Genomic DNA, 24,183 nt, shown 5'->3' with positions numbered 1-24,183 from the left:
GTCATCAGCACGGTAGCAGTAGTTACATTGCCTGCTATACGCCTATTTTCTTAGCACGACTGTGAAGCCAAAATCCTGCGCTATATACTTTCAGGTATTATTAAATCCTTGCTCCCAAGGATATTCAGCTGCTTTTTTAACGATATATTTCACAGTCGGCTATACGTCGATCTAACTCTTCTAAAATACTTTGATATCTGGAGCTATAGATAGATTGGTATTGTTCAGTAAATGCCTGGGAACTAAGGCCTTCTGGCAGGTCTCTTATGTCCGGCATAAACGCTCGGTAATGTTCTACCCTGGCCATTTTTTCTTGTATCTTCATTGCTTGTTCAGGGCTGGCGGTGGCCTGTTTACCAAAGTTCATGCCTGCTCTGTCTGCTCCGAGATCGATAAAGCTAAAGCCACTGCCTTTTCGCGCATCTTTCAATTCTTTTTCTATGCCTAGTATATTCGCTAAATGACTATTCCCCAATGCCGAGAATGTGGCTGACCACATAAAGTGTTGTGCCATATCAATACGTTTATATAAAAATACTGAGTACTTTGGCACTGATTTGTTATTTTGTCTATGGGCTGTTGAACCCGGGTAATAATTAACATAGCGGTTGGCTATGAAAATAGCTAGACGATTCTCGGCGATTGCATTTTCTGCTGTCGAGCGTTGCTGGGCAAGTTCAAACAAGGGTTGTAGTACATTGCTAAGCGATAAGCGCCAGTCTGGGTCATGTTCACGTAATGCTTTATCCAGTTTTTCCTGGTATTGAGTTAGTGCCCGGTTATCAATTTTCGGTGTTAGTAATTGCTGTAGGCTGTTACTGGTAGAAACGGGGGCGTGGTATTCAATATGCAGTTGCTGAGCTTGTATGCTAAAGACTTTTAAGTTTTTTCTGATTAATTGTAAGTACTGGTTTAGGCGTGTGTACTTAATGGCGGTGTCAATTAAGAAGCCTGCGTAAATATCAGGGATGGTGATTTTCCCTATCTGCAGGTTTATTATTTCGGGTGGCTGATAATTTGGTGTGCGTAACTGAAATTGAATGTCGAGATAGCGACCGAAAATATTGTCTGGCAGGGAAAAGCGTAGCGTAAATGAAATATTGTCGTGCTGTAATTGTATTTGCGACTGGCTATCGGTGTAGATATTGAGTAAGTAGGCGCAGGCAATATTAAGGTCGCGCTCTGAAAGGTCCAGACTAACAATATTGCCCGAGGCATGCTGATTTGCATGTAATATTTTTTTGGCGCGTTGAATATCAGTACTGGTTAGCTCCCAGTGAGGTAGTGCGAGCTCTTTGTTACTAGTACTGAGCGCAATAAAAATGGCGAGGATAACAGTGGGTATGCCTATGCCATATAAGATTACGCGCAGTAAAGTAAGCACTTGGTTTAGCTAACTTGTAAGCTAAAGTCGGCTTTTTCAAGGTATTCTTCTTCCTGTTTTAAATCAGCTTGAGTTAAGGGAGCATTTTCCAGCCAGTTTTCAGGAAACTGGATATGGATAGTCTTTTTTTGTATTGAAATATCGAATTCAGGAGTGGCCGAATTACTTCGGTTTCTTTGCAGTAATACCGCAAGTCTGAGAATTATAACCATATAGACAGCTATATTATTCCAGGGCGCGGGAAGCTCTTTAATTTTCTTTACAGGAATCTTACGCCGATGCGCCAGAACGAGGGTGGAAAGAAGGTTTTGGTCTTGTTGTGAAAAACCGGCTAAATCACCATATTTCAGAATATAGGCACCATGTTTATGGTATTGACTATGCGCGATATTACGTCCTATTTCATGTAAATCTGCCGCCCAGTTTAAGTATTGGTGCATGACCTTAGGCTGTGCCCCTAGGAATGGGCTTACCTGTTTGAAGATAGCGTCAATAGTAGCTTTGATGCGCTCAGTTTGATGGGTATCTGTATGGTAATGTTCTGCAAGTAGTTGTGCGGTATCTGAGCGCACATCATGATTAAACATGCGTCCCAGGTAATCATAAATCAGTCCTTCGCGTAATGCGCCATCAGAAACACTCATTTTTTCTATATCAAGTGTCTTGAAGGTTGCGTACAGTATTGCCAATCCGCCCATAAATACAGGTAGCCTTTCCGGGTCTAGGTCTGGTAAGTCTAGCTCTATGACATTTTTACAGCTTAGGGCATGCTTTTTAAGTTTTTCCAAACCTTCTAGGGTAATCCCCCCTTGACTCCATCCAGTAGCAAGTAGTACTTTGCGTATGGCACGTATACTTCCTGATGCCCCTATAGCTTCATCCCATTGTTGATGGGCAAACAGGTTTTTGTAAGTATTGAGCTGCTGCTTGACGTAAATTTCCGCTTTGCGGAAACGTTGTGTACTAATTGCGCCATCGGTAAAAAAACGGTTACTAACGGTCACACAGCCCATACGCAGACTTTCTTTTTGGGATGGATCAGAATTGGTGCCGATAATATATTCAGTACTACCGCCACCTATGTCCATAACCAGGCGACGATTAGCATTACTTTGCAGGCTATGGGCAACACCTTGATAAATAAGTCGGGCCTCTTCTATTCCCGAGATTATATGAATCGGATAACCGATGGCCTGTTCAGCTTTTTGTAAAAATTGACTGGAATTTTTAGCGGTACGCAAGGTATTGGTGCCGACAATACGTACATTGCTTTCGGGGAAGTTTCGTATGCGTTGGCCAAACCGTTCCAAACAGGCTAAAGCCCGTTGTTGAGTCACTTCATCCAGAGTTTTCTTTTCGTTTAAACCGGATGCGAGCCTGACCATTTCTTTTAGTCGATCAATGGTTTTTAATTGCCCGTTATTGATACTACAAACAATCATATGAAAACTATTTGAGCCTAAATCAACTGCGGCGACGAGTTCGGGAGCTTGTTCCTGGTCAGTAGTCTGAGTCATTTGTTTATAGGGGAATAGATTATCTGCTAAAATTTGTCTTATTTTTTATGCATAATGTAACGCATTTAATGGCTTACGTTAAGCGTTGAATGAGATTAAAATAAGACTTAATTCTAAATTAAGTGATTTTAAATCCCTAGAGATTGATCTCCAAGCCTGAAGGTTTTGTTATACTTCGCGCGGGCATGCGAAGTATATGCTTAGGAGCGAGAATTCAACAATCTCCGAGTCTGACTTGTCTTTTGACCACACGGCCGCACTAGAAAAATAGTTGCGTAGCCTGCTATGCGCCTGTTTTCCTTGCGCAGCTGTGCAGCCAAAATCCTGCGTCATACTTTCGGGTATTATTAAATCCTCGCTCCTTATTTTTTCATATAGTTGTAGCATAGTTTCAATTTTACCATAAATAATTATTGGGAAACTTCAGTTTAACAAATCTCCGCAGTTTTAAGCTCACCCGACGGGATGATAGTCTCCAGAAGGCGCAGGGAAATTTGCCAATCCGAAGTGCGCGATAGCGCGCGAGGGAGGCTAAAATTTTATCCCGAATAGCCGTAGAGCCATTTGAGGTAGCCATGACTGAGCTGCTTTGTGCTCAGTCTGTGGCGGACGCAGGGCGGCTGGAGCATCTCCTATTCGCTGCGTAGGTGAACGAATTACGGCGACAGGAGTCCCGGAATTTCGTGAGGTAGCATGGCGCGCCTAAATCTCCGAGTCTGACTTGTCTTTTGACCACACGGCCGCACTAGAAAAATAGTTGCGTAGCCTGCTATGCGCCTGTTTTCCTTGCGCAGCTGTGCAGCCAAAATCCTGCGTCATACTTTCGGGTATTATTAAATCCTCGCTCCCTATTAGTCTTTTTTTTGTAAGGTTAAATAATATTAATGAAAGCGTTATCTATTCGAAATTTGAAGAAAGTCTATGCTGATGGCTTAGTTGCTTTAAAGGGAATTGATCTGGATGTAGAGGAGGGGGACTTTTTTGCGCTTTTAGGCCCCAATGGTGCTGGAAAATCGACCACTATCGGCATTATTAGCTCTTTAGTTAACTCCAGTAGTGGCGATGTGCGAATTTTTGATGTGGATTTAAAACGTAATAAGCAGTTGGCAAAAAGTTATATTGGTTTAGTGCCTCAGGAAGTTAATTTTAATCAATTTGAGACTGCACGAAATATCGTTATGAATCAGGCAGGCTATTATGGCATGCCGAGAAAACAAGCTTTACAGCAAACCGAGCGATGCCTTAAGCTAATGCATTTGTGGGATCAGCGTGATACCGTGTCCAGACGGTTATCAGGAGGCATGAAACGCCGCGTGATGATTGCGCGTGCTATGGTGCATCAGCCGAAGTTATTGATTCTGGATGAGCCGACTGCCGGGGTAGATATAGAAATTCGGCGTTCGATGTGGGAAACCATGAAGCAGGTTAACGAGCAAGGTACGACCATTATTTTAACCACGCACTATCTGGAAGAAGCAGAGAGTTTATGTCGCAATATTGCCATTATTAACCAGGGTGCAATTGTGGAAGATACTGATATGCAAAGCTTGCTGGCACGATTAAACGAAGAGCATTTTATCTGTGATGTAAAATCACCGCTACACAAAATAGCTGCTATTCCTGGTTACAAAATTGAGCTGCTGAATGCAATGCAAATCAGCGTTTCTGTGCCTAAATCCTTAGGATTGAACCAGTTATTTCAAGGCTTGTCAGAGCAACAGATTGAAGTGGTTAGTTTAAAGAATGGGTCCAACCGCCTGGAGCAATTATTTCTGGATTTGATTAATGCGGATAAAAAAGTTAGCTAATTATATCGGCAAAAATCTCATAAAAAACCATGAAGATCAATTATAAATCAATTAGTTATATTGTATTATCTTATCGGTAAAATGATCGGCAAAAATAGGTGAATTAGCTATAATATGTTTTATATATCAATGCTTTGTATGAGGGATTAATCGGTATGTTAAATCAGGAGTCAACGTCACGAATTGAGCCTTGCCTATTTGGTGAAAATGTTCCAACAATAACTTTGGATTTAGCGGTTGATCTTGTCGGGAAATCATCAAATTTAACCGCTTGGTTAAATCCTAAAACGGCTGAAAGTTTATCATCAATTGTCAGAATGATGAATTGCTATTACTCAAACCTTATTGAAGGACACAATACAAAGCTTCAGGACATAGAAAGGGCCCTTAATAGTGATTTTGAAGATGATGAAAAAAAAAGAAATCTACAAATTGAAGCTTTGGATCATATTAGAGTTCAACGTAAGATAGATCAGATGCATTTAAGTGGAGACCTTGGAGATCCAACTTCTATTGAATTTATTTTATGGCTGCACAAAGAATTTTATAATGATGCAACGGATAGCATGTTAGCCATTAAGAATAACAATAGAAGTATTTTAATGGAGCCGGGTATATTTAGGTCAACTGCTGAGCATAATGTTGTTGGTCGGCATCAGCCGCCTAGCGGCCAGCATGTTGAAGCTTTTATGCGTTATTTTGAAAATCGTTATAATCAGGCGACTGGAAAGAGTCGTCAAATTATGGCGAGTGCTTCAGCACGCCATAGACTTGCTTATATTCATCCTTTTTTAGACGGGAATGGCAGGGTTTGTAGATTAATGAGCCATGCAATGGGATTACAGGCTGGAATAGGAGCTTCAGGATTGTGGTCTATATCCAGAGGGCTTGCCAGAGGACTGGAAACGCCTGATGAATATAAAAGAATGATGAGTTTAGCTGATATGAAAAGGCAAGATGGTAGAGGTAGTTTATCTCTACGAGCATTGGTGGATTTTACTAACTGGTTTTTAAAATTAAGTATTGATCAGGTTGATTTTATGACTAGCTTATTTGAGCGCCCACATTTAAAAAAACGCTTAGAGAGCTATGTCAAATTAAAAGAACTTAAACCAGAATCAATGTATATTTTAGAGGCTGTGCTTAGTAACGGTGAAATCCCTAGAGGGGATGCGGTAAGGATGACAGGGCATAAAGAGAGAAGTGCTAGAACAATATTATCAAAACTAACGGATGATGGCATTTTAAGCTCAGATACACCTAAAGGCCCTGTTTCTCTTCGGTTCGATTTAGACTCATCAAGAATATTATTTCCAAAATTATTTACTGATTTCACATTAGGCACCTGAAAATAAATAAGCGTCCACTTTTTGGGCAGGATTTTTGTTCCTAGGTGCCTTAGAGCAAACTGAAGATGGTGTAACCAACGATCAGCATTAAAAGGTTTTTTTACAATGTTAAAAACCAGAAAACAGCAATTACCTTTAGGCAGTTAGCACCTAATAATGTATATATTTTGCATGTAATCGCTATGGCGCTTATGTGATAGTCTTGTTTAGGGAAATGGAAAAATTAAATCATCCAAAATTAGACGACTAATTCAACGCGGAACAAGCTTGAAAATTTCAGAGAAACTATAGCAGCTCTGAAAGGTACGCGATGCGCACCCTACCGCAATATTTCCTATTAAGTGGGTAGTCGAAATTATCCACAAAGATTATTGAATCTAGCTATGTACCTGTTTCAGTGCCTTGCTATCAACAAAAAACAACTCGATATATTTTCTGCAACCGTAACCGTGCGAAGTATATATTTTATATCACGAAGAATGAGTAGGAATTTATGCGTATTCATGCATTACCCCCCCAATTAGTTAATCAGATTGCAGCCGGTGAAGTGGTTGAGCGACCAGCATCAGTGGTTAAAGAATTAGTAGAAAACTGTTTTGATGCAGGAGCCAGCCAGATTACTGTTGAAATTGAACAGGGCGGGGCGCGGCTGATTAAAATCAGGGATAACGGCTGTGGTATAGAAAAAGAGGACCTGCCGTTGGCTTTATCGCGGCATGCAACCAGTAAAATCCAGTCATTACATGATCTGGAACAGGTTGCAACGATGGGTTTTCGGGGTGAGGCTTTACCGAGTGTTAGCTCGGTGTCACGCTTAAGTCTTATTTCGCGGGTAAAGGATGCTGAGTGTGCCTGGCGGGTACAGGCAGATGGTTCTGAACAGGAACTGGATCCTCAACCAGATCCACATCCATTAGGAACGACCATTGAAGTCTGTGATTTGTTTTATAACACGCCAGCACGGCGTAAGTTTTTAAAAACTGATAAAACAGAATTTGCCCATATAGATACACTTTTTAAACGCATGGCATTAAGCCGGTTTGATATTGCATTTGAGTTAAAGCATAACCAGCGTGAAGTATTTAATTTTAAAATAGCAGAGACTCAGACTGACCAGGAACAGCGGGTTGCGCATATTTTTGGCTCAAGCTTTTTAGAAAATTCGGTGGCGATTGATTTTAATGCTTCCGGAATGCACTTATATGGCTGGGTAGGCTTGCCGACTTTTTCTCGTAGTCAGCAAGATATGCAGTATTTTTATGTTAATGGTCGATTGATTAAAGACCGGCTGGTGACTCATGCGATTAAGCAGGCGTATCAAGATGTGCTGTTTCATGGGCGGCACCCGGTGTATGTTTTATATCTAGTGCTAGATCCAGGTTTAGTGGATGTGAATGCACATCCACAAAAATTAGAAGTGCGTTTTCGTGAGGGACGTACTGTACATGATTTCTTATATAAAGCCTTACATAGATCTTTAGCTGACGTACGCCCTAAAGCGCAAGAGATAGAGGCTGAACCCGAAACAGCGGTAACTAGCGACCAAGAAAGACAGATAGTTGATTTTCAACCCTTGACTGCAAGTGATATTAAGTCCACTCCGGCAATACGGCAGAACTATCAGTCGAGTACAGCGCCACGCCAATCGTCATTACCTTTAAATGTAGAAGCGCAGATTGATGCGTATAGCAAGCTAGTGACTCCTAGCAATGTACCGGATATACAAGTTCAAGAACCACATATTTCTGGTTTAACTAAAACGGAAACAGATTCCGTCCCCGCTTTAGGTTATGCGGTGGCACATTTACATGGTGTGTATATTTTATCGGAAACACAAAACGGTATTATTCTGGTCGATGCTCATGCCGCACATGAACGTGTTACTTATGAGCAATTTAAAAGCCAGTACCATCAAGGTTCTGTGCCGACTCAACCTTTATTGCTGCCCGTGCAAATACAAGTCAGTAGTAATGAAGCAGATTTAGCTGATGATCAGCAGGCATTTTTTATGAGCCTGGGTTTAGAACTCAATCGCATGGGGGAAGAGACGATTATTGTCAGAGCTGTTCCTGCTTTATTAGCGGGTGTAGATATCGCTTTATTAGTTAAAGATGTCCTGGCTGATATTATCGAACATGGCATGAGTCAAAGAATAGAAGAACGATGCAATGAAATCCTGGCCAGTATTGCCTGTCATGGATCGGTAAGGGCTAATCGTCTTTTAACTGTTCCTGAAATGAATGCATTGCTAAGGGATATGGAAAAAACCGAGCGTAGTGGCCAATGTAATCATGGTAGACCGACCTGGGTTGAGCTGAGTAAAAAAGAGCTGGATAAACTGTTTTTGCGCGGGCAGTGAATACCTTATGACAATTCAATACCCACCCGCGATTTTCCTAATGGGGCCAACCGCCTCAGGAAAAACAGCGTTATCTGTGAAGCTAGCGCAACAATTTAATGCTGAAATTATCAGTGTCGATTCGGCATTGGTTTATAAAGGGATGGATATAGGTACGGCAAAACCCACGTTAGAAGAAAGAGCAGGTATTGCGCACCATCTAATAGATATTCTAGATCCGGCAGAAAGCTTTTCTACTGGTGCGTTTAGAAGCAGAGCATTAGAATTGATGAGTGATATAACGGCTAGAGGCAAAGTGCCTTTATTAGTCGGCGGAACCATGCTGTATTTTAATTCTTTGTATTACGGACTGGCAAAGCTGCCGACTGCGGATAGTGAATTGCGCAAACAATTAGATGTTGAGGCTAAGCTGATTGGCAAAGCAGCCATGCATGCAAAATTACAAGTCATCGACCCTGTTGCTGCGGCTCGCATACATCCTAATGACCCGCAGCGGGTACAACGTGCATTAGAGGTGTTTGCGCTAAGTGGTAAGTCGATGACCCAATTGCATGAAGAAGCAAAAACTGAGGAAATACCCTATCAGAAAATCAAGCTGATTATCGCACCGCGCGACCGGGGCGTGTTACATGAGAAAATTGCCCAGCGGTTTAAGTTGATGTTACAACAGGGTTTTGTTGAAGAAGTAGAGGCTCTGTATCGACGGGGTGATTTAACTGTGCAAATGCCCTCAATGCGTGCAGTAGGTTACCGCCAGGTATGGTCTTATTTAGACGGTGAAATAAATGTCGAAGAAATGCAGGAACTCGGCATTATCGCAACCCGTCAGTTAGCAAAACGTCAATTTACCTGGCTACGGAGGGAAACTGATGCATTTACTTTTTATACTGAAGAGGGGCATGTTTTCGAGCGTGTATTAGAGGCGGTACAACAGCGCATAAGTGAATAGTTACATTATTTTTTTATACTCAATATGAATACAAATAATAATAAAACCAAAATATTTGTTGCTAAAACACTGGAAAGCATTCTGGTGATTGGCTACATACTATTTGAAGAGTTGATCTGGAATATTTTTGCCCAGCCAATTTATCAGTATTTTAAAAGCCTCATTGTATTAGAGCCTCTAAAAAAGACATTTTTACAGATGAATCGTTATCTGTTGCTGACGGTGTTTATTTCTATTTTGCTGCTTGCAGAGGTGATGGGGTTGATGGCGGGTCTTTGCTTTATTGAAGGCTATTTCGCGGCGGGAATTCTTGTTTATGTTTTAAAAATTCCCCTGGCAGCATTTATCTTTTGGTTATTTGATTTAACTAAAACTCAATTGATGACATTCAACTGGCTGAAGATAGCTTATGAATGGACTATGGACATGATTGATAAATTACTTAACTCTGCCATCCATGTTTATATCAAGACCCGAATAATGGCAATCAGGCTGAAAATGCGGCAGATCATTCGTCAGTATTTTGGTGAAGCTGGTTTTATAGCGAGTGTTAAATCTCACTACAAGGTCTTTAAACCTTATGTAGCCAGTTTTTTTAAAAGCTAGTGCAGGGGTTGCAATACAAAAAAGTTACAATTTTGAAGGTACATTTTCATGGATATGACCTTTGCGAGACGGGGTATTCACCCCGTTTCAAACGTTTATAGTTTGATGCACATCGGTATATTTTGTCAAACAGGGAGTAATAAACGTTACGAATGGGATGAATATCTGGTCCATTAATGGGGCTTATGTTTAATATGTTAGTAATGATAAACGTTATGGACGGGTGAATACCCCGTCTAGCAGCCAATAGAGTGGTTGCTAAATTGCTAATTTACAATGAAAATACGGCAGCCTTCATTTTCCAGTTTACACTTTCTCAGGAGTGCAATCGCTTTAGCTGTTGCTGTTTTAGAAATAGCTAAAGCGATTTCACTCCGGCGTGGCTTAAAATTTGAAAAGTGTAAACTACTATTGGGAGAATATGAAGGATCCCGAAAATACTTTATTCTTTTAATCCGAAAAAAATAGGTGCTGCATGAATGCTGTTAGTTACCGGTATAAGTAATTTTATAGATAACCCCCGCCAGGTCATCCGAGACCAGTAGACTACCATCAGCTAATTCAAGGATATCAACAGGGCGCCCCATCGCTTTACCATTTTTACCTAGCCATCCCTCAGCAAAGACCTTTTCGGAGACAACTTCACCTGCTTTAAAAGTGAGTAAGGCAATGCGGTAACCATGCGGGATTGTCCGGTTCCATGAGCCATGTTGAGCAACAAACAGTTGATGATGGTAACTTTTAGGGAATTGCTGACCACGATAAAAACGAATGCCTAAGGGAGCCATATGTGCTTTGAAATTCCATTGTGGAGAGGTATAGGATTTGCATTGCTTGTCTATTCCATATTCAGGATCGAGAAGTTCACCGCCATGACAAAAAGGGTAACCAAAATGCTGCCCTTTTGTAGTCCATTTATTGAGTTCATCCGGGGGAATATCATTGCCTAACCAGTCCCTGCCATTTTCCGTAAAATACAGGTTTTTTGTCATCGGGTGCCAGTCAAATCCCACCGTATTACGAATGCCGCGTGCTAATATTTCCAGGTCGCTGCCATCGGGGTTTAAGCGTACTAATGAGGTAAAAACCTCTTCTTTTGGCAAGCATATATTACAGGGCGCTCCTACGGCAGTATAAAGTTTGTTGTCGGGGCCAAAGCGCAGATATTTCCAGCCATGCATTTTTTTCGCCGGAAATTTGTTATAAACGACTGTCGGTTTAGGCGGCTGACTCAATTGCTGGTCGATGTTATCAAAACGGATAATACGGTTTAGTTCGGCGACATACAGGGTGCCATCTTTATAAGCGACACCATTGGGCATATTTAAACCAGAGGCAACGATATAACGGCGCTCTGCTTTGCCATCCTGGTTAATATCCTGTAAAGCATAAACATTACCTTTACTTCTTGTGCCCACATAGATTGTGCCTTTATTGCCCAGAGTCATTGTTCTGGCATTGGGTACATTATCGGCAAACAGACTGATAGCAAAGCCTTTGGGCAGCTTTATGTTATCCAGAAGTGTTTGTTTCTCACTTGCCTGTAGTTGGCTGAATAATAAAATGAACAGCCACCCGATGGCTAGAAATTGATTGAATAGTTTTGCTTTGAACATGATAATATCCTGTAAACATTTTAGTGGCAGGAACGTGTACATTCCTTTACCCATTGCGCAGAAATATAACTTGTCTAGCTTATTTCTTATCTGTTTCCTGGTCAGTATCTCATGAAACTTGAATGGGCTATCCGCTCTTTTTTATAAAAACTATTTAAGAAAGCTTCAGTACCTTTAATAGTAGCGGACTCAAGTTCGCTCTACTAGTCTTAAGGTGATTTCTGTCAAAGAACATACCAGCTTACTTGTCTTTTTGCCCTTCTTCGGCGTTGCGACTACAGTTACATAGCACAACTATGCGCCTGTAATCGCGCCTTGAAGAGGAACAAAAATTCTGCGTAATCTAGCATATTCTTTTCCGATAATCACCTAAGGCATATTATGGATAGAGTGATCCATCTGCATGCTGCCTTCTTTTTCAGGCTCATTACTCAGCATTTCCATAGATTGCATATGGTGCATCATTTCCTTGAAGCCAGTGTCAGATGCAAGGAACCTAATTCCGTTATACATGGTGTTTGCTCCCATAACAATCATCAACACAGCAGCCACTTTTAACATTAAGCCACGTGCTCCTGTGCCTAATTTACCAAAAGCAAAGGTAACCAGAAACATGGTGGGTAATGTTCCGACACCTAAGGCAAGCATCATTAAACCGCCTTCGACAGGGCTGGGTGCGGTGGTAGCATTAACTGCCATGGCAAAAGTTAATGGGCATGGCATAAGGCCGTTTAGCATGCCGCCCATGCTAGCACCTAGAACAGATCCACGTCTTGCCGCTGACATAAAAATTTTATTTAGCACTTTGGTAGGCATGTATTTCATGGAAAACTGCCAGGGAGAAATTCCGAGAATACCTAGTGCTAAGATAATGACAAAAAAGCCAATACCAACCTGTAAAAAGCCTTGAATTTGGCCTAAGATGCCTGTTGAGACCAGCGCAACACCAAGTAAGGCGGCAATAATGCCAACGGTAAAATACATTGTAATACGGGAAAAGTGATAGGCGATATAAGGCCAGACACTTTTTTTCTCGGTTTTCATAAAGAAACCCGCTACCAGCGCACCGCACATTCCTGCGCAATGTCCACTGCCAAAAAATCCGGTCATTAAGGCGAGCAGATAGACAGTGTAATCCAGATTAGCAAAAAAATCGGTCACGTTATTTTCCGTTGATACGTAAAGAGTTGACGATAACAGAGACGGAACTTAATGCCATGGCAGCAGAAGCTATCATTGGGTTTAGTTTTCCGACTGCAGCTATAGGAATGGCAACAGTATTGTAGCCAAAGGCCCAGAATAAATTTTGTTTGATAATTTTCATGGTATAGGTGCTGAGCTCAACTGTTTCAGCTACTTTGGAAATGTCGCCATTAACCAGAGTTAAATCAGCAGATTCAATGGCAATATCAGTACCATGGCCAATAGCAAAACCGACGTCTGCAGCTGCAAGGGCGGGTGCGTCATTAATGCCGTCACCTATCATACCTACTTTACCGCCCTCGTTTTGCAAGCGATGAATTTCCTGTAGCTTTTGCTCAGGTGTTGCGTGGGCAATCACTGTTTTAATACCTACGAGGTCAGCAATGTGATGCGCAGTTTCAAGGGTATCACCTGTGACCATAAGGGTTTCGATATTTAACTGATTCAATGCAGCGATAGCTTGTTTGGCAGACTCTCTTGGCTGATCAGCGATACCAAATATTGCGCTCGCTTTACCATTAAAAGCGGTAAAGACAGGTGTTTTACCTTTTAGTCCCAGATTGTGACAATGAGGCAATAGTTCAGAAATATCAATATTCTGTTCTTCCAGCCAGGCCTGATTTCCGATCAAGACCTGATAATGACCTACTTTTGTTTGTAAGCCCCGCCCCGCAGTGACCTGAAAATCTTTGACGGGTTTTAATGCGAAATCATGATTATCTTGTGCATAATTCACTATGGCTTTAGCCAGGAAATGCTCCGAATTATGTTCGGCAGAAGCAATATGAGTGAGCAGTATTTCGTTGCTAAGCTGGCTGATATTGATAAAGTCCGTAACTACCGGCTTGCCTTCGGTGATAGTTCCCGTTTTATCAAAAATAATCGCTGTTAAATGAGTTGCTGTCTCCAGACTTTCACCGTTGCGGATAAAAACGCCACGTTTTGCCGATTGGCCGGTACCCACCATTATAGCAGTAGGTGTTGCCAGGCCGAGCGCGCAAGGGCAGGCAATTAACAGTACAGTGACGGCACTACTAAAGGCAAAGCTAAAGGGTGCGCCAGCTAGTGTCCAGGAGGCAAGAGTCAGTGCTGAAATACCCATAACGCTAGGGACAAAGACCGCCGAAATCTGGTCAACCATTTTCTGTACGGGTAGCTTAGACGCTTGCGCGTGATCTACCATATGAATAATGCCAGCAAGAACTGTATCCATGCCGATAGCTGTTGCCTTAATGGTTAATAAACCGGTGCCATTTACGCAGCCACCTATAACCTTATGGCCATTTTCCTTAATGACAGGAATACTTTCTCCTGTGACCATTGCTTCGTCAACGGTGGAAATACCTGACAGTACTTCACCATCGGTGGGGATTTTTTCACCAGGACGAATCAGCAGAGTATCATCTAATTCTATTTCATCAATGCTAATAGTGAACTCTTGTCCATTTTTTAACAAAGTAGCTGTCTGAGGTTGTAAATCAACTAGTTGCCTAATGGCTTCGCCTGCTTTTCCCTTTGCACTTTCTTCCATATAGCGGCCAAGTAAGACAAAAGAAATGATGCTGGCTGCGGCTTCAAAATAAAGGTGACCTCTGCCTCTTAATAGGGCAGGCAAACTATAACCATATGCAGAACCAACACCGATAGCAATTAAGCTATCCATATTTGCTTTACCCATTTTTGCAAGTAACCAGGCTTTGCTGAAAAAGGTCCCGCCTGCTACAAAAACAACCGGTGTTGTTAGTGCAAATTGAATGAAGTGAAATAAGCGTCCCGAGGGCATTGCCATGCCAATTGCCACAACTGGCGCACTTAAGACGCTGGCCCAGATAAATCGTTTTTTAGCGCTGGCCAGGCGCAAGTGCTCCTTTCTTATAAGCTCCTGACGCTGTGATAGCGTATCCATTAAGTTTGCTTTATAGCCCACTTTGCTAATAATTCCAGCCATATCCTGGCGTGATAAGCGGCCATTGACTGAGGCTATGGCAGACGCAAAGTTAACTGTTGCACTGTGTACACGAGGCTCCCGTTTTAGCGACATTTCAAGTAATAGTGCGCAAGAGGCACAACTCATGCCTTCAATTGCTAAACTGATCTCTTGTAATGGGACGCTTATGTCCTCAATGATATCGCTTTTGGGCAGGCTGATCTTTTTCTTGCCGATATTCCCTAGAACCATGTCCAGCAAAGTTAAAAAGTTCTTTTTTGGTAAGCGTTTGTGATCAAAGTAAAGCGTTATCGAGCCAATCTCGGGAATAGATTTGATTGATTGTATTTCAGGGCGCTTTTTTAAAATGATTTCAAAAATATAAGTTCGTTCAGGATCCTTTTCCAGGATGGGAACTAAAATCCGGATACGGTTTTTTAATTCATGAACTAGCTTAAAATTTGTAGGCTGAAATGATTCGGTCATAGGTAGCTTACTATTATTTATTTTTTAGTGGTTTTTGAGCGAATAAATAAAAACATCAGGTAAAAAATGGTGAGCCATTGATAGCGATATTTTAATGGTGCCAGAATCCATTTTTTAGAAATTAATTTCCAGTGTATTTTAATTAAAAATAGCACTAACACATCGTTAAAAAAGGTAATCAGGGTTTTTTCGGGATTAGCGAGAATTTCGGGTTTTTTTTTCAGCCCTAATTTAGCCAGAATACTGATTGCCTGTGCTGTTTCTTTAGTTTCAGTGTATTTGTCTTTAGCCCAGCGCGTACCTTTCCAGTTAGATAATTTTAAATTGTTTGTAAAACTGCTGGTTTTGATTGCATCAGGTTTAGCTTTAAAAAAACCTTTTTTCTCCAGGTCAGAGAGTAGAGTCAGCAGTTGCTGGACTAACTCCTGGAAGGGGAGGTTTTCCTCAACGAAACGAATGGCGAGCTTTTGTTTGTTTCTGATTGGTATTATTATCGCACTACCCACTAGGATTCACATAGAGCCTTTATTTTTTAGTGGTTTTTGAGCGAATAAATAAAAACATCAGGTAAAAAATGGTGAGCCATTGATAGCGATATTTTAATGGTGCCAGAATCCATTTTTTAGAAATTAATTTCCAGTGTATTTTAATTAAAAATAGCACTAACACATCGTTAAAAAAGGTAATCAGGGTTTTTTCGGGATTAGCGAGAATTTCGGGTTTTTTTTCAGCCCTAATTTAGCCAGAATACTGATTGCCTGTGCTGTTTCTTTAGTTTCAGTGTATTTGTCTTTAGCCCAGCGCGTACCTTTCCAGTTAGATAATTTTAAATTGTTTGTAAAACTGCTGGTTTTGATTGCATCAGGTTTAGCTTTAAAAAAACCTTTTTTCTCCAGGTCAGAGAGTAGAGTCAGCAGTTGCTGGACTAACTCCTGGAAGGGGAGGTTTTCCTCAACGAAACGAATGGCGAGCTTTTGTTTGTTTCTGAATAAATTAACGCGATACACACCATCAAAATCATTGATAGCATCAGAAACGAAGCTAGCGACTTCATCGCTACATAAGCGTTCCGGAATTTGGAACCTTACATGGCCAGAAGATTTATGGCGTAAAATAATTTCTTGTTGTATAGACATGTAAGTAGTAAAAAATAGATGTTGGCGTGATTACGCAAAATAATAAGAAACTTATTACTGTTGTTGCAAAGATCCCCAGATATATAAGGTTCTCTCTGGTAAAGAAGATCCTGCGCACTCAGCTATATTTTCGACAAGTGCTTTAATTTACGATAATAAACGAAAGCGAGACATTACTTTTATTACACTTTGTGTGTGCAGTAGGGTGAATTAAAAATTCACCCCACTGGAATCATCCTGAAAAATAGTTATTAATGTTAGAGCTGGAAATAAAAAAAACGTCCACTATGGGGCAGTATTTTTGTTCGTATTCAAGGCGCATAGCAGGCTACGCAACCGTTACTACAACGTAGAAGACGGACAAAAAGACCAGCAATCCTAGATGATGTGTGTTTCCAACTCCCTTAGGTAAATTTAATTTACTCTTGGTCTTCTTTTGACTCTGCAACAATATCTTCCAGGTTTTCTTTTTGTTGTAATACAAAATCCTTACCTTTGTCACCGACCGAAGTGACAGAAGAAATAATTTCTTTTCTGTATTTGTGAGCATAGTAGCCTGCTACCATACCGATACCTATTAATAGAAGAGGGTGTTTAGTGATTTTACTCATAATTGTTTTTCCTGTTTGTGCGCCTGCTGACATAACAGCACCTTTGATTAATGTAGTTGAAACTTCATGGCTATTCATTCCATGACTGGCGATATGTTGCGCATGCTTCATTGTTGTAACAGCAGCTTTTTTACCGTGATTGTGAGCCATTCTTGAGTCCAGTTGAATTGATAATATGATTTATTTAGAGGCTTCTTCAGGTAACAGGTTATCTTCATTTAGCATTTGATAGATACCCTGGCAACCTTCACAGCAAAATACTTTATCACCTTCTTTTGTTAAGAGTGTAAAGCCTTCGACTTCTACTGGTAGTCCGCATAAATCACATGATTTTTTTTCGTCAGCCATAAGTGTGTTGTTAAGGATTGATTTAGCCTGGTGCGCGCCCTAGAGAGATAGCCTTAAGTAAAGGGGATGTCTTAATTAGTAAGGCTAGAGTGCGCTCTTTTGATAAACTATAACAGAAATATAGCTTTTAGGGAGGGTTTTGCTGAAAATTAGCAAGTATTAATAATGCAGCTTTTTTGCTATTACTGACAGTCAGCATCGGGTGGGCAGGACTTGTTGCTAGAAAGCCCATTACCTGGCTTGTGATTGCATACTTTAGATGAGGCTTTCATCAGAGCAATGCGCATAGCACCAGTGAGACTAGAGCCTAAACCAAAGCGTGCTGCAACAGCGGGTAAAACGATGAATGAGGCAAGGGCTAGACCAGCGCCGAGCATTATAGCTCCATTTGAAATTTGAGATTCTTGTTGTATAGATTGTTGATCGCTCATATTTTGGCTTGATTAATTGGTGTTCTAAATAACTATACAAAAAGTAAGCCAACTTATAACGTAATGAATATAAAAGATAAGTTAAAGTAACAATAAGAATTTAAGGAAATAATAGGGTATTTAAACTATTGCTTATGTGTTATTTAACATAGTTCAATTAATGTTTTTTTTGCCTGAAAAATTCATTCATTGGGTGGGTTGCTGAGTTACGATGCATTGTAAGTTAATAGTTTACCCATAACTCTTAGCTAAACGAGGTCATTCCTGCATTCCTTTAGCTGGAATCTCGTAGGTTAAGCGCAGATTCCAGCTAAAAAACTTCGGGATGACGATTTTTTTAACGTTCTGATATTTCGAACTTTATTCTGTCATGGCTGAGAGATATACGTAATCAAGATAGTTTATGCTTGATAGGAGAAGTGACATTAAATCGCACCCTAAAAGAGTTTGTTAATCTTTTGAATGTCTAAATAAAAAAGGGCGGCTCGCTTGAGTCGCCCTTTTTTGCTTATAGGCTTTCAGAAACAGCGCAGAAATAGGTTTTTAAATATTCAGTTTCCGAGATTGCGGGATGAATAGGGTGGTCAGGTGCTTGCCCGCCAGTTGCGACAATAGTCAGGTTTCTATCGATATGTCGGGCAGAGGAGCGCAAAATTTCGTGTAAATTGGCTTTGCTTAAATGGTAAGAGCAGGAGGCAGAAACCAGGATGCCATCTTTTTCTAAGACTTGCAGAGCTAGATGGTTAAGACGGCGATAGGCTTCATAGCCTGATTTAAAATCTTTTTTGCGCTTGATTAATGCGGGAGGATCTAAAATAACGATATCAAAGCGCCTTCTTTCCAGGCGTGCTTGTTTTAAATATTCAAAAACATCACTTTGCACAAACTGCATATTATCGCTAACGTGATTTAACTGTGCATTTTGTTTCGCCAGAGCAATCGCAGCAGCAGAGGAATCAATACAGCTTACTTGCTGCGCGCCATTTAATGCGGCGGGAATGCCCCAGGCTCCGGCATAGGAGAATAAATCCAGCACGGTTTTATCTTTAGCGAGCTGAGTTAATAGAGCACGACTACTACGATGATCATAAAACCAGCCAGTTTTTTGGCCTGCTACTATATCAATCTGGAACTGCGCGTTATTTTCTTCAATAATTAATTGTTCAGGTATTGTTCCATACGCACAGACAGACTCCGTAGAAAGACCTTCTAGTATTCTTTGTGGGTTATCATTCTTGAGCAAAATAGCTGTTGGTTGTAGCAGGTCAACTAAAACTTCTAGCAATGGTTCTTTCTGTCGTTCTATTCCGGCTGTGGTGATTTGTACTGATAATACATCTCCAAAGCGATCGATAACCAGGCCGGGCAAGCCGTCACTTTCACCAAAAATAAGTCGGTAATAAGGTTTGTTATAAAAGCGTTCGCGTAAGGCCAGAGCTCGTGCAATACGAGTAGTAAACATTTTAGAGCCTAATTTAGCCCCTGGCTTTCGGGATAATAGTCGAGCGCAAACAAGGGTGCCAGGATTTATATAAGCAGCACCCAGAATCTGGTTGTCACTTGTGACTACTTTGACCATATCGCCAGGAGCAAATTGATTTAAAGGGCTACGCTGGGTATCAACTTCATTACTGAATACCCAAAGGTGGCCTTTGCGTAAGCGTTTATCTTCGTTTTTCTTGAGAAATAATTCTGGGTGAGCCATGGGATATTATTGTGCTTAAAGGATATTAAAAAAAATTATAACATTACCTTCTAAGTAACAAAATACAAGTCTTTGAATATATAGTATTTTGTTACTTGAAGGTGGGCAGCCAGAAACCTGGCTTAAGATGCTGATTACGTACAACTCTCAGCCAAAGTGACGAGGTATGGCTGAGAGTCATGGGTAATCAGGTAACATTGTGTTGTTTAATGAAAAATTTCACTAACTTAATGGAAGTGAAGCAGAGGTTGCAGGCAAGAGTATAGCCTAGGTTTTTATTTTAACTCTAGGCTATAGCCGCCAATTTCCTGCTGAGGGGCGGAAATAAAAAAGTCAATATCATGTGTAGCTGAGCTTTTGATTAGTACGGAAGCCGTTTCTTTGTCTAGGTATTGCTGGGGGGGTAAAAACTCTTTGAGCCAGCGTACCGCCATATAAGTTATGCAATGAGATGAAAATATTGGGTAAATATTGATCAAAATCTGCATGGTTAATGATGCTAATTTGCACGTGGTAGTTATCGGCATTAACTCGTTTAAAGGAACTACCTATGGTGGTAAAGTCAGCCAGGTTACGAAAAACTGGCAGGGGGGTAATTTAATTTTGAACTAATAATATGTAGCCAGGGTCTTATTTGTGGTGATTGGCTTAATGCATAGCCTTTAAAGTAATAAACTTGATAGGCGAATAAAGCAATCCCTAGAATAATTCCAGTGAGCCAGCGGGCCGAATGATGAGTTGATTTTGTTGTTTGCCAGGCGTATGTCTCGACAGGGGGGGCATTGAGCGCTTCAGGCTTTTTACTGGTCTGAGTACGAACTTTTATCAGGGTTGGAATTTCAGGGAATTTCTCTTCTGGTACGCGTGTTTCCTGAGTTTTCGGTACAGCTTGCTTATTTATTATGGTGCCGGCTTTGAATTGCAGTTTACACTGACTGCAGGTGACGTTGTAGCGTTTTCTTTTAAGCTGTTTGCTGCTGATTTGTAAAGAATGATTACATTTCGGGCAAAGAATATGGAGCATAAGCCTATTTTTTAATGCCATCCAGGCGACACCAATCGCCCTGAACTACAGGTGTACTCATCGTGAACCTGGTTTGGTAGGTATTGCTAACTGAAGGTGCCTGCTCTTTTAATATGCCAGATAAAACTAATTGGCCTTGAGGAATAACAAGTGCACTGATGCTATCCGATAATTCAATCAGTGGTTTAGCTAGAATATTTGCCAGTACTATATCTACAGCAAAAGGCGTAAATTGTTCGGGCAGATAGGTTTTAATTTTAGAGACCACGCCATTTTTCTGTGCATTATCAATTGTCGCAGTCAGGGCTTGCGGATCTATATCAATTGCGTGTGCTTCTTTAGCGCCTAGGAGTACAGCTGCAACGGCGAGAATACCTGAGCCACAGCCAAAATCTATCACTGTCTTGCCGGCAACATCATGTTCTGCCAGCCATTCTAAACAGAGGGCTGTTGTTGGGTGGGTACCGGAACCAAAGGCTAAGCCAGGATCAAGAATTAAACTAACAGTCCCGGGTTTTGAGTGCTCCTGGCCCGAAGGGTATACCCATAGCCGTTTGCCAAATTGCATAGGCTGAAAATGTTCCATCCATGCACGTTCCCAGGTTTGGTCTTGCAGAATTTCAGCATGCCAGTCATGTGCGATATTATCAGGAAACTGCTGCAAAAGAAGAGTCTGGATTATTTCAGGAGTAGCATCCAGTTCAAATAAGGCGATAGTTTTTGTGTGTTCCCATATTTTCGTTTCGCCTATTTTTGGTTCGTAGACAGGCTTGGACTCAGCACTCATATATGTGACCGAGACAGCCCCTAGCCCACTAAGGAAATCGGAAATATCAGGAGCAATAGCTGAATTGCTTATTACGGAAATTTGATGCCAGGCCATAATGGGTTGTTGGTGTAGAGCAGACTTTAGTCCGCTAAGTGTAGCAATAATATATATTCAAGAAAGGCTGATTTTAACGGTAGGGCGTGGCTTTAGCGGCTGTGAAAGTATTCAATATAATTCCCCTCCTTAGTTAAGGAGGGGTTGGGGAAGTTTGATATATGTTTTTATACGGTCCCGCCTCAATCCCCCCTTCTCAAGGGGGGAGGTTAAAAGTATATACTTTCATAGTCTCTTTAGTCCGCCATTACACAGAGATTGATAAGGGCGGACTTTGGGTCACTTGCTACAGAATTAATTCATACCTAATTTCTTTTCTAAATAATGGATATTCTGGCAACCAGCTGCAAAAGCACTATCAGCCATAATATCCTGTTGTAACGGGATATTGGTTTTAATGCCATCGATTACCATTTCACTTAACGCTGTACGCATGCGAGCGATAGCGCTAGCTCTATCATCTCCGTGAGCAATTAGCTTACCAATCATGGAGTCATAATAAGGCGGCACTCTATAGCCATTATAAATATGTGTTTCACAACGAATACCTGGGCCACCCGGCATATGGAATATATCAATAGTACCAGGGCAGGGCATAAAGGTAACCGGGTCTTCAGCATTTAAGCGACATTCTATTGCATGACCGCGTAAAACAATATCATCCTGGGTAAAAGAAAGCGGCTCGCCGGCAGCTATACGTAACTGCTCTTTGACAATGTCGATACCTGTAACCATTTCAGTGACGGGGTGCTCGACCTGTACGCGAGTATTCATTTCAATAAAATAAAATTCATCATTCTCAAATAGGAATTCAAAGGTACCTGCACCTAAGTAGCCCATATCTACACAAGCTTGTGCGCAGCGTTCGCCAATAAATTTACGTTGTTCTTCGGTAATGCCAGGAGCAGGAGCTTCTTCAACTACTTTTTGGTGGCGGCGCTGCATGGAGCAATCCCGCTCCCCTAAATGAACAGCATTACCGTGAGCATCAGAAAGCACCTGAATTTCAATATGACGTGGGTCTTCAAGGAATTTTTCCATATAGACCGTTGGATTACAAAAAAAAGATCCGGCTTCTGACTTGGTTAAGGCAATTGAGCTAATTAAAGCGCCTTCAGTGTGTACCGTACGCATACCTCGTCCACCACCTCCTCCTGCTGCTTTGATGATAATTGGATAACCAATTTCGTGTGCTAACTTCTGGTTAGTTGCATTATCATCACCTAAAGGTTCTCCATTACCTGGTACGCAAGGGATTCCAGATGCGATCATCGCTTTTTTAGCTTCGATTTTATCGCCCATTATGCGAATGGTATCTGCTTCTGGTCCAACAAAAACAAAGCCACTTTGTTTTACTTTTTCAGAAAACTCAGCACTTTCGGCTAAAAAGCCATACCCCGGGTGTATCGCTTCTGCATCAGTGACTTCCGCAGCGCTAATAAGGGCAGGAATATTAAGGTAGCTATCCGCTGAAGCTGGTGGGCCTATACAGATTGCTTCATCGGCTAGGCGAACATGCTTTAAATCGCGATCTGCACTGGAATAAACAGCGACGGTTTTAATACCTAATTCACGGCAGGCGCGTAAAATTCTTAGCGCAATTTCACCACGATTGGCAATAACAAGTTTATCGAACATAATTTTTCCTCGTTATTATTCTATGATGAATAGTGCTTGATCATATTCAACGGCTTGGGCGTCTTCGATTAAAATTTGCTTGATAACGCCACTCTTATCTGACTCAATCTGGTTGAGAATTTTCATTGCTTCGATAATGCAAAGAGTATCACCTTCTTTTACTGATTGACCCACTTGGATAAAGGGGGCTGAGCCAGGCGAAGCTGAACGGTAGAAAGTACCAACCATAGGTGACTTAACCGCGTGTCCAGTGGGTTCAGCAGCGACAGGCTCGCTTGCAACTGGAGCGGTCGCAATGGCAACAGGGGCTGCTGCTACGGGAGCAAAATCCGGTGCAGCCGGGGCAACTGCTGAGGAGTAACGGTTAATACGGACAGACTCTTCGCCTTCGGTAATCTCAATTTCAGCAATGTCTGATTCTTCAATAATTTCGATCAGTTTTTTTATTTTTCTAATGTCCACGATTTATTTTCTCTCAAGTAGTGTCTGGTGAGCGGCCTGTAGGGCCAGTTCGTATCCAGTTGCACCTAATCCACAAATAACCCCCTCTGCTATATCAGAGAAATAGGAGTGCTTACGAAATGGCTCCCGAGCGTGAATGTTAGATAGGTGAACTTCAATAAAAGGAATTTTTGTTGCTAATAGAGCATCGCGTATTGCGACGCTGGTATGCGTAAATGCAGCGGGGTTGATAATAATAAAATCAACCTGATCGGCAAAAGCCTGGTGAATCAGCTCAACAATTTCATGTTCAGCGTTATTTTGATAAAAACTTAAAGTATGGCCTGTCTTTGTGGCAAGAGATTCAGCACTTATCTGAATATCAGCCAGGGTTTTATTGCCATAATGTCCAGGTTCTCTTACACCGAGAAGGTTCAGGTTAGGACCGTTAAGAATTATAATTTTAGCCATTCTGTACGTTATTTTTTATTATTTTACGTAAGTGAGCTCTAATTTTGCCTAATTTGTATGGTTTTGTCCAGATATATGTTTTTTAGCAACAGTTCGCGACACAACTGTGCATTTTTTTACAACTTAGAGGATGGAGGGAATAACTCAGGACAGAGTATTTATCTCGTGCAGCAACAGCATTTCGCCGCGAATGCTTGCGTATACTATTCACTGCTAAAGAACACTGCTGTAGCTATATTTAATTAAAAATTAAGGGGTTAACAATGGCTCAATTAATTCACGTAATTTTTG

Annotated in this window: 23 protein-coding genes; 5 read left to right on the top strand and 18 right to left on the bottom strand. The window is 41.2% G+C overall.

Features of this window, described 5'->3' with window-relative positions; genetic code table 11:
- Positions 1–136 precede the first annotated feature (136 nt).
- From CDZ78_RS02445 to CDZ78_RS20995, 3 genes are all read right to left on the bottom strand, one after another.
- Positions 137–1,384, bottom strand: coding sequence for a hypothetical protein (locus tag CDZ78_RS02445; protein WP_087868539.1), 1,248 nt, complete (start codon positions 1,382–1,384; stop codon positions 137–139).
- 5 nt (positions 1,385–1,389) lie between these two features.
- Positions 1,390–2,901: an exopolyphosphatase gene (gene ppx, locus CDZ78_RS02440; protein WP_087868538.1), complete on the bottom strand. Its 1,512-nt coding sequence runs from the start codon at positions 2,899–2,901 to the stop codon at positions 1,390–1,392.
- Between the two features lie 397 nt (positions 2,902–3,298).
- Entirely contained in the window at positions 3,299–3,478 is a 180-nt protein-coding gene (locus CDZ78_RS20995; protein WP_140413846.1) for a hypothetical protein, read from the bottom strand.
- Between the two features lie 307 nt (positions 3,479–3,785).
- Between CDZ78_RS20995 and CDZ78_RS02430 the strand changes: the two genes are divergently transcribed.
- From CDZ78_RS02430 to CDZ78_RS02410, 5 genes are all read left to right on the top strand, one after another.
- Positions 3,786–4,709: an ABC transporter ATP-binding protein gene (locus tag CDZ78_RS02430; RefSeq protein ID WP_087868536.1), complete on the top strand. Its 924-nt coding sequence runs from the start codon at positions 3,786–3,788 to the stop codon at positions 4,707–4,709.
- A gap of 224 nt (positions 4,710–4,933) precedes the next feature.
- Complete coding sequence (locus CDZ78_RS02425) at positions 4,934–6,058, top strand: Fic family protein (RefSeq protein ID WP_244559143.1); 1,125 nt, start codon at positions 4,934–4,936, stop codon at positions 6,056–6,058.
- A gap of 493 nt (positions 6,059–6,551) precedes the next feature.
- Positions 6,552–8,417, top strand: a complete 1,866-nt coding sequence (gene mutL / locus CDZ78_RS02420; protein ID WP_087868534.1) for a DNA mismatch repair endonuclease MutL — start codon at positions 6,552–6,554, stop codon at positions 8,415–8,417.
- Between the two features lie 7 nt (positions 8,418–8,424).
- Positions 8,425–9,366 (top strand): tRNA (adenosine(37)-N6)-dimethylallyltransferase MiaA, encoded by a 942-nt coding sequence (gene miaA, locus CDZ78_RS02415; RefSeq protein ID WP_087868533.1) that lies wholly within the window; start codon positions 8,425–8,427, stop codon positions 9,364–9,366.
- A 24-nt stretch (positions 9,367–9,390) separates the two neighbouring features.
- Positions 9,391–9,972: a hypothetical protein gene (locus CDZ78_RS02410; RefSeq protein ID WP_087868532.1), complete on the top strand. Its 582-nt coding sequence runs from the start codon at positions 9,391–9,393 to the stop codon at positions 9,970–9,972.
- Between the two features lie 485 nt (positions 9,973–10,457).
- Here the strand turns inward: CDZ78_RS02410 and CDZ78_RS02400 are convergent, their stop codons facing one another.
- The 15 genes from CDZ78_RS02400 to aroQ all read right to left on the bottom strand — a co-directional run bounded on the left by CDZ78_RS02400 (position 10,458) and on the right by aroQ (position 23,892).
- Positions 10,458–11,588, bottom strand: a complete 1,131-nt coding sequence (locus tag CDZ78_RS02400) for a PQQ-dependent sugar dehydrogenase (RefSeq protein WP_087868530.1) — start codon at positions 11,586–11,588, stop codon at positions 10,458–10,460.
- A gap of 369 nt (positions 11,589–11,957) precedes the next feature.
- Positions 11,958–12,749 (bottom strand): sulfite exporter TauE/SafE family protein, encoded by a 792-nt coding sequence (locus CDZ78_RS02395; RefSeq protein WP_230991144.1) that lies wholly within the window; start codon positions 12,747–12,749, stop codon positions 11,958–11,960.
- Position 12,750: 1 nt separating this feature from the next.
- Entirely contained in the window at positions 12,751–15,204 is a 2,454-nt protein-coding gene (locus CDZ78_RS02390; RefSeq protein WP_087868529.1) for a heavy metal translocating P-type ATPase, read from the bottom strand.
- A gap of 17 nt (positions 15,205–15,221) precedes the next feature.
- A complete protein-coding gene (locus CDZ78_RS02385) occupies positions 15,222–15,710 on the bottom strand; it encodes a hypothetical protein (RefSeq protein WP_087868528.1) in 489 nt (162 codons plus the stop codon).
- Between the two features lie 180 nt (positions 15,711–15,890).
- Positions 15,891–16,340 carry a hypothetical protein gene (locus tag CDZ78_RS02380; protein ID WP_087868527.1) on the bottom strand — a complete coding sequence of 150 codons (450 nt, stop codon included), beginning with the start codon at positions 16,338–16,340 and terminating at the stop codon, positions 15,891–15,893.
- 419 nt (positions 16,341–16,759) lie between these two features.
- On the bottom strand, positions 16,760–17,101 hold the full coding sequence (locus CDZ78_RS22850; RefSeq protein WP_230991145.1) for a hypothetical protein: 342 nt from the start codon (positions 17,099–17,101) through the stop codon (positions 16,760–16,762).
- Between the two features lie 30 nt (positions 17,102–17,131).
- Positions 17,132–17,299: a heavy metal translocating P-type ATPase metal-binding domain-containing protein gene (locus tag CDZ78_RS02370; RefSeq protein WP_087868526.1), complete on the bottom strand. Its 168-nt coding sequence runs from the start codon at positions 17,297–17,299 to the stop codon at positions 17,132–17,134.
- A 182-nt stretch (positions 17,300–17,481) separates the two neighbouring features.
- Positions 17,482–17,730 (bottom strand): hypothetical protein, encoded by a 249-nt coding sequence (locus CDZ78_RS02365; RefSeq protein ID WP_087868525.1) that lies wholly within the window; start codon positions 17,728–17,730, stop codon positions 17,482–17,484.
- Positions 17,731–18,238: 508 nt separating this feature from the next.
- A complete protein-coding gene (locus tag CDZ78_RS02360) occupies positions 18,239–19,435 on the bottom strand; it encodes a class I SAM-dependent rRNA methyltransferase (protein WP_087868524.1) in 1,197 nt (398 codons plus the stop codon).
- 339 nt (positions 19,436–19,774) lie between these two features.
- Positions 19,775–19,945, bottom strand: coding sequence for a DUF3426 domain-containing protein (locus tag CDZ78_RS22845; protein WP_507766429.1), 171 nt, complete (start codon positions 19,943–19,945; stop codon positions 19,775–19,777).
- A gap of 61 nt (positions 19,946–20,006) precedes the next feature.
- Positions 20,007–20,480, bottom strand: coding sequence for a hypothetical protein (locus tag CDZ78_RS02350; RefSeq protein ID WP_087868522.1), 474 nt, complete (start codon positions 20,478–20,480; stop codon positions 20,007–20,009).
- Entirely contained in the window at positions 20,464–21,342 is an 879-nt protein-coding gene (gene prmA, locus CDZ78_RS02345) for a 50S ribosomal protein L11 methyltransferase (RefSeq protein WP_087868521.1), read from the bottom strand. The genes CDZ78_RS02350 and prmA overlap by 17 nt, the downstream gene beginning before the upstream one ends.
- A gap of 294 nt (positions 21,343–21,636) precedes the next feature.
- Positions 21,637–22,980: an acetyl-CoA carboxylase biotin carboxylase subunit gene (gene accC / locus CDZ78_RS02340; protein WP_087868520.1), complete on the bottom strand. Its 1,344-nt coding sequence runs from the start codon at positions 22,978–22,980 to the stop codon at positions 21,637–21,639.
- Between the two features lie 15 nt (positions 22,981–22,995).
- Entirely contained in the window at positions 22,996–23,442 is a 447-nt protein-coding gene (gene accB, locus CDZ78_RS02335) for an acetyl-CoA carboxylase biotin carboxyl carrier protein (RefSeq protein ID WP_087868519.1), read from the bottom strand.
- A gap of 3 nt (positions 23,443–23,445) precedes the next feature.
- Positions 23,446–23,892 (bottom strand): type II 3-dehydroquinate dehydratase, encoded by a 447-nt coding sequence (gene aroQ / locus CDZ78_RS02330; protein ID WP_087868518.1) that lies wholly within the window; start codon positions 23,890–23,892, stop codon positions 23,446–23,448.
- Positions 23,893–24,183: the final 291 nt, after the last annotated feature.

The organism is Bathymodiolus platifrons methanotrophic gill symbiont, assembly GCF_002189065.1.
GTDB lineage: Bacteria > Pseudomonadota > Gammaproteobacteria > Methylococcales > Methylomonadaceae > Methyloprofundus.
This window is presented reverse-complemented; position numbering and strand designations above follow the sequence as displayed.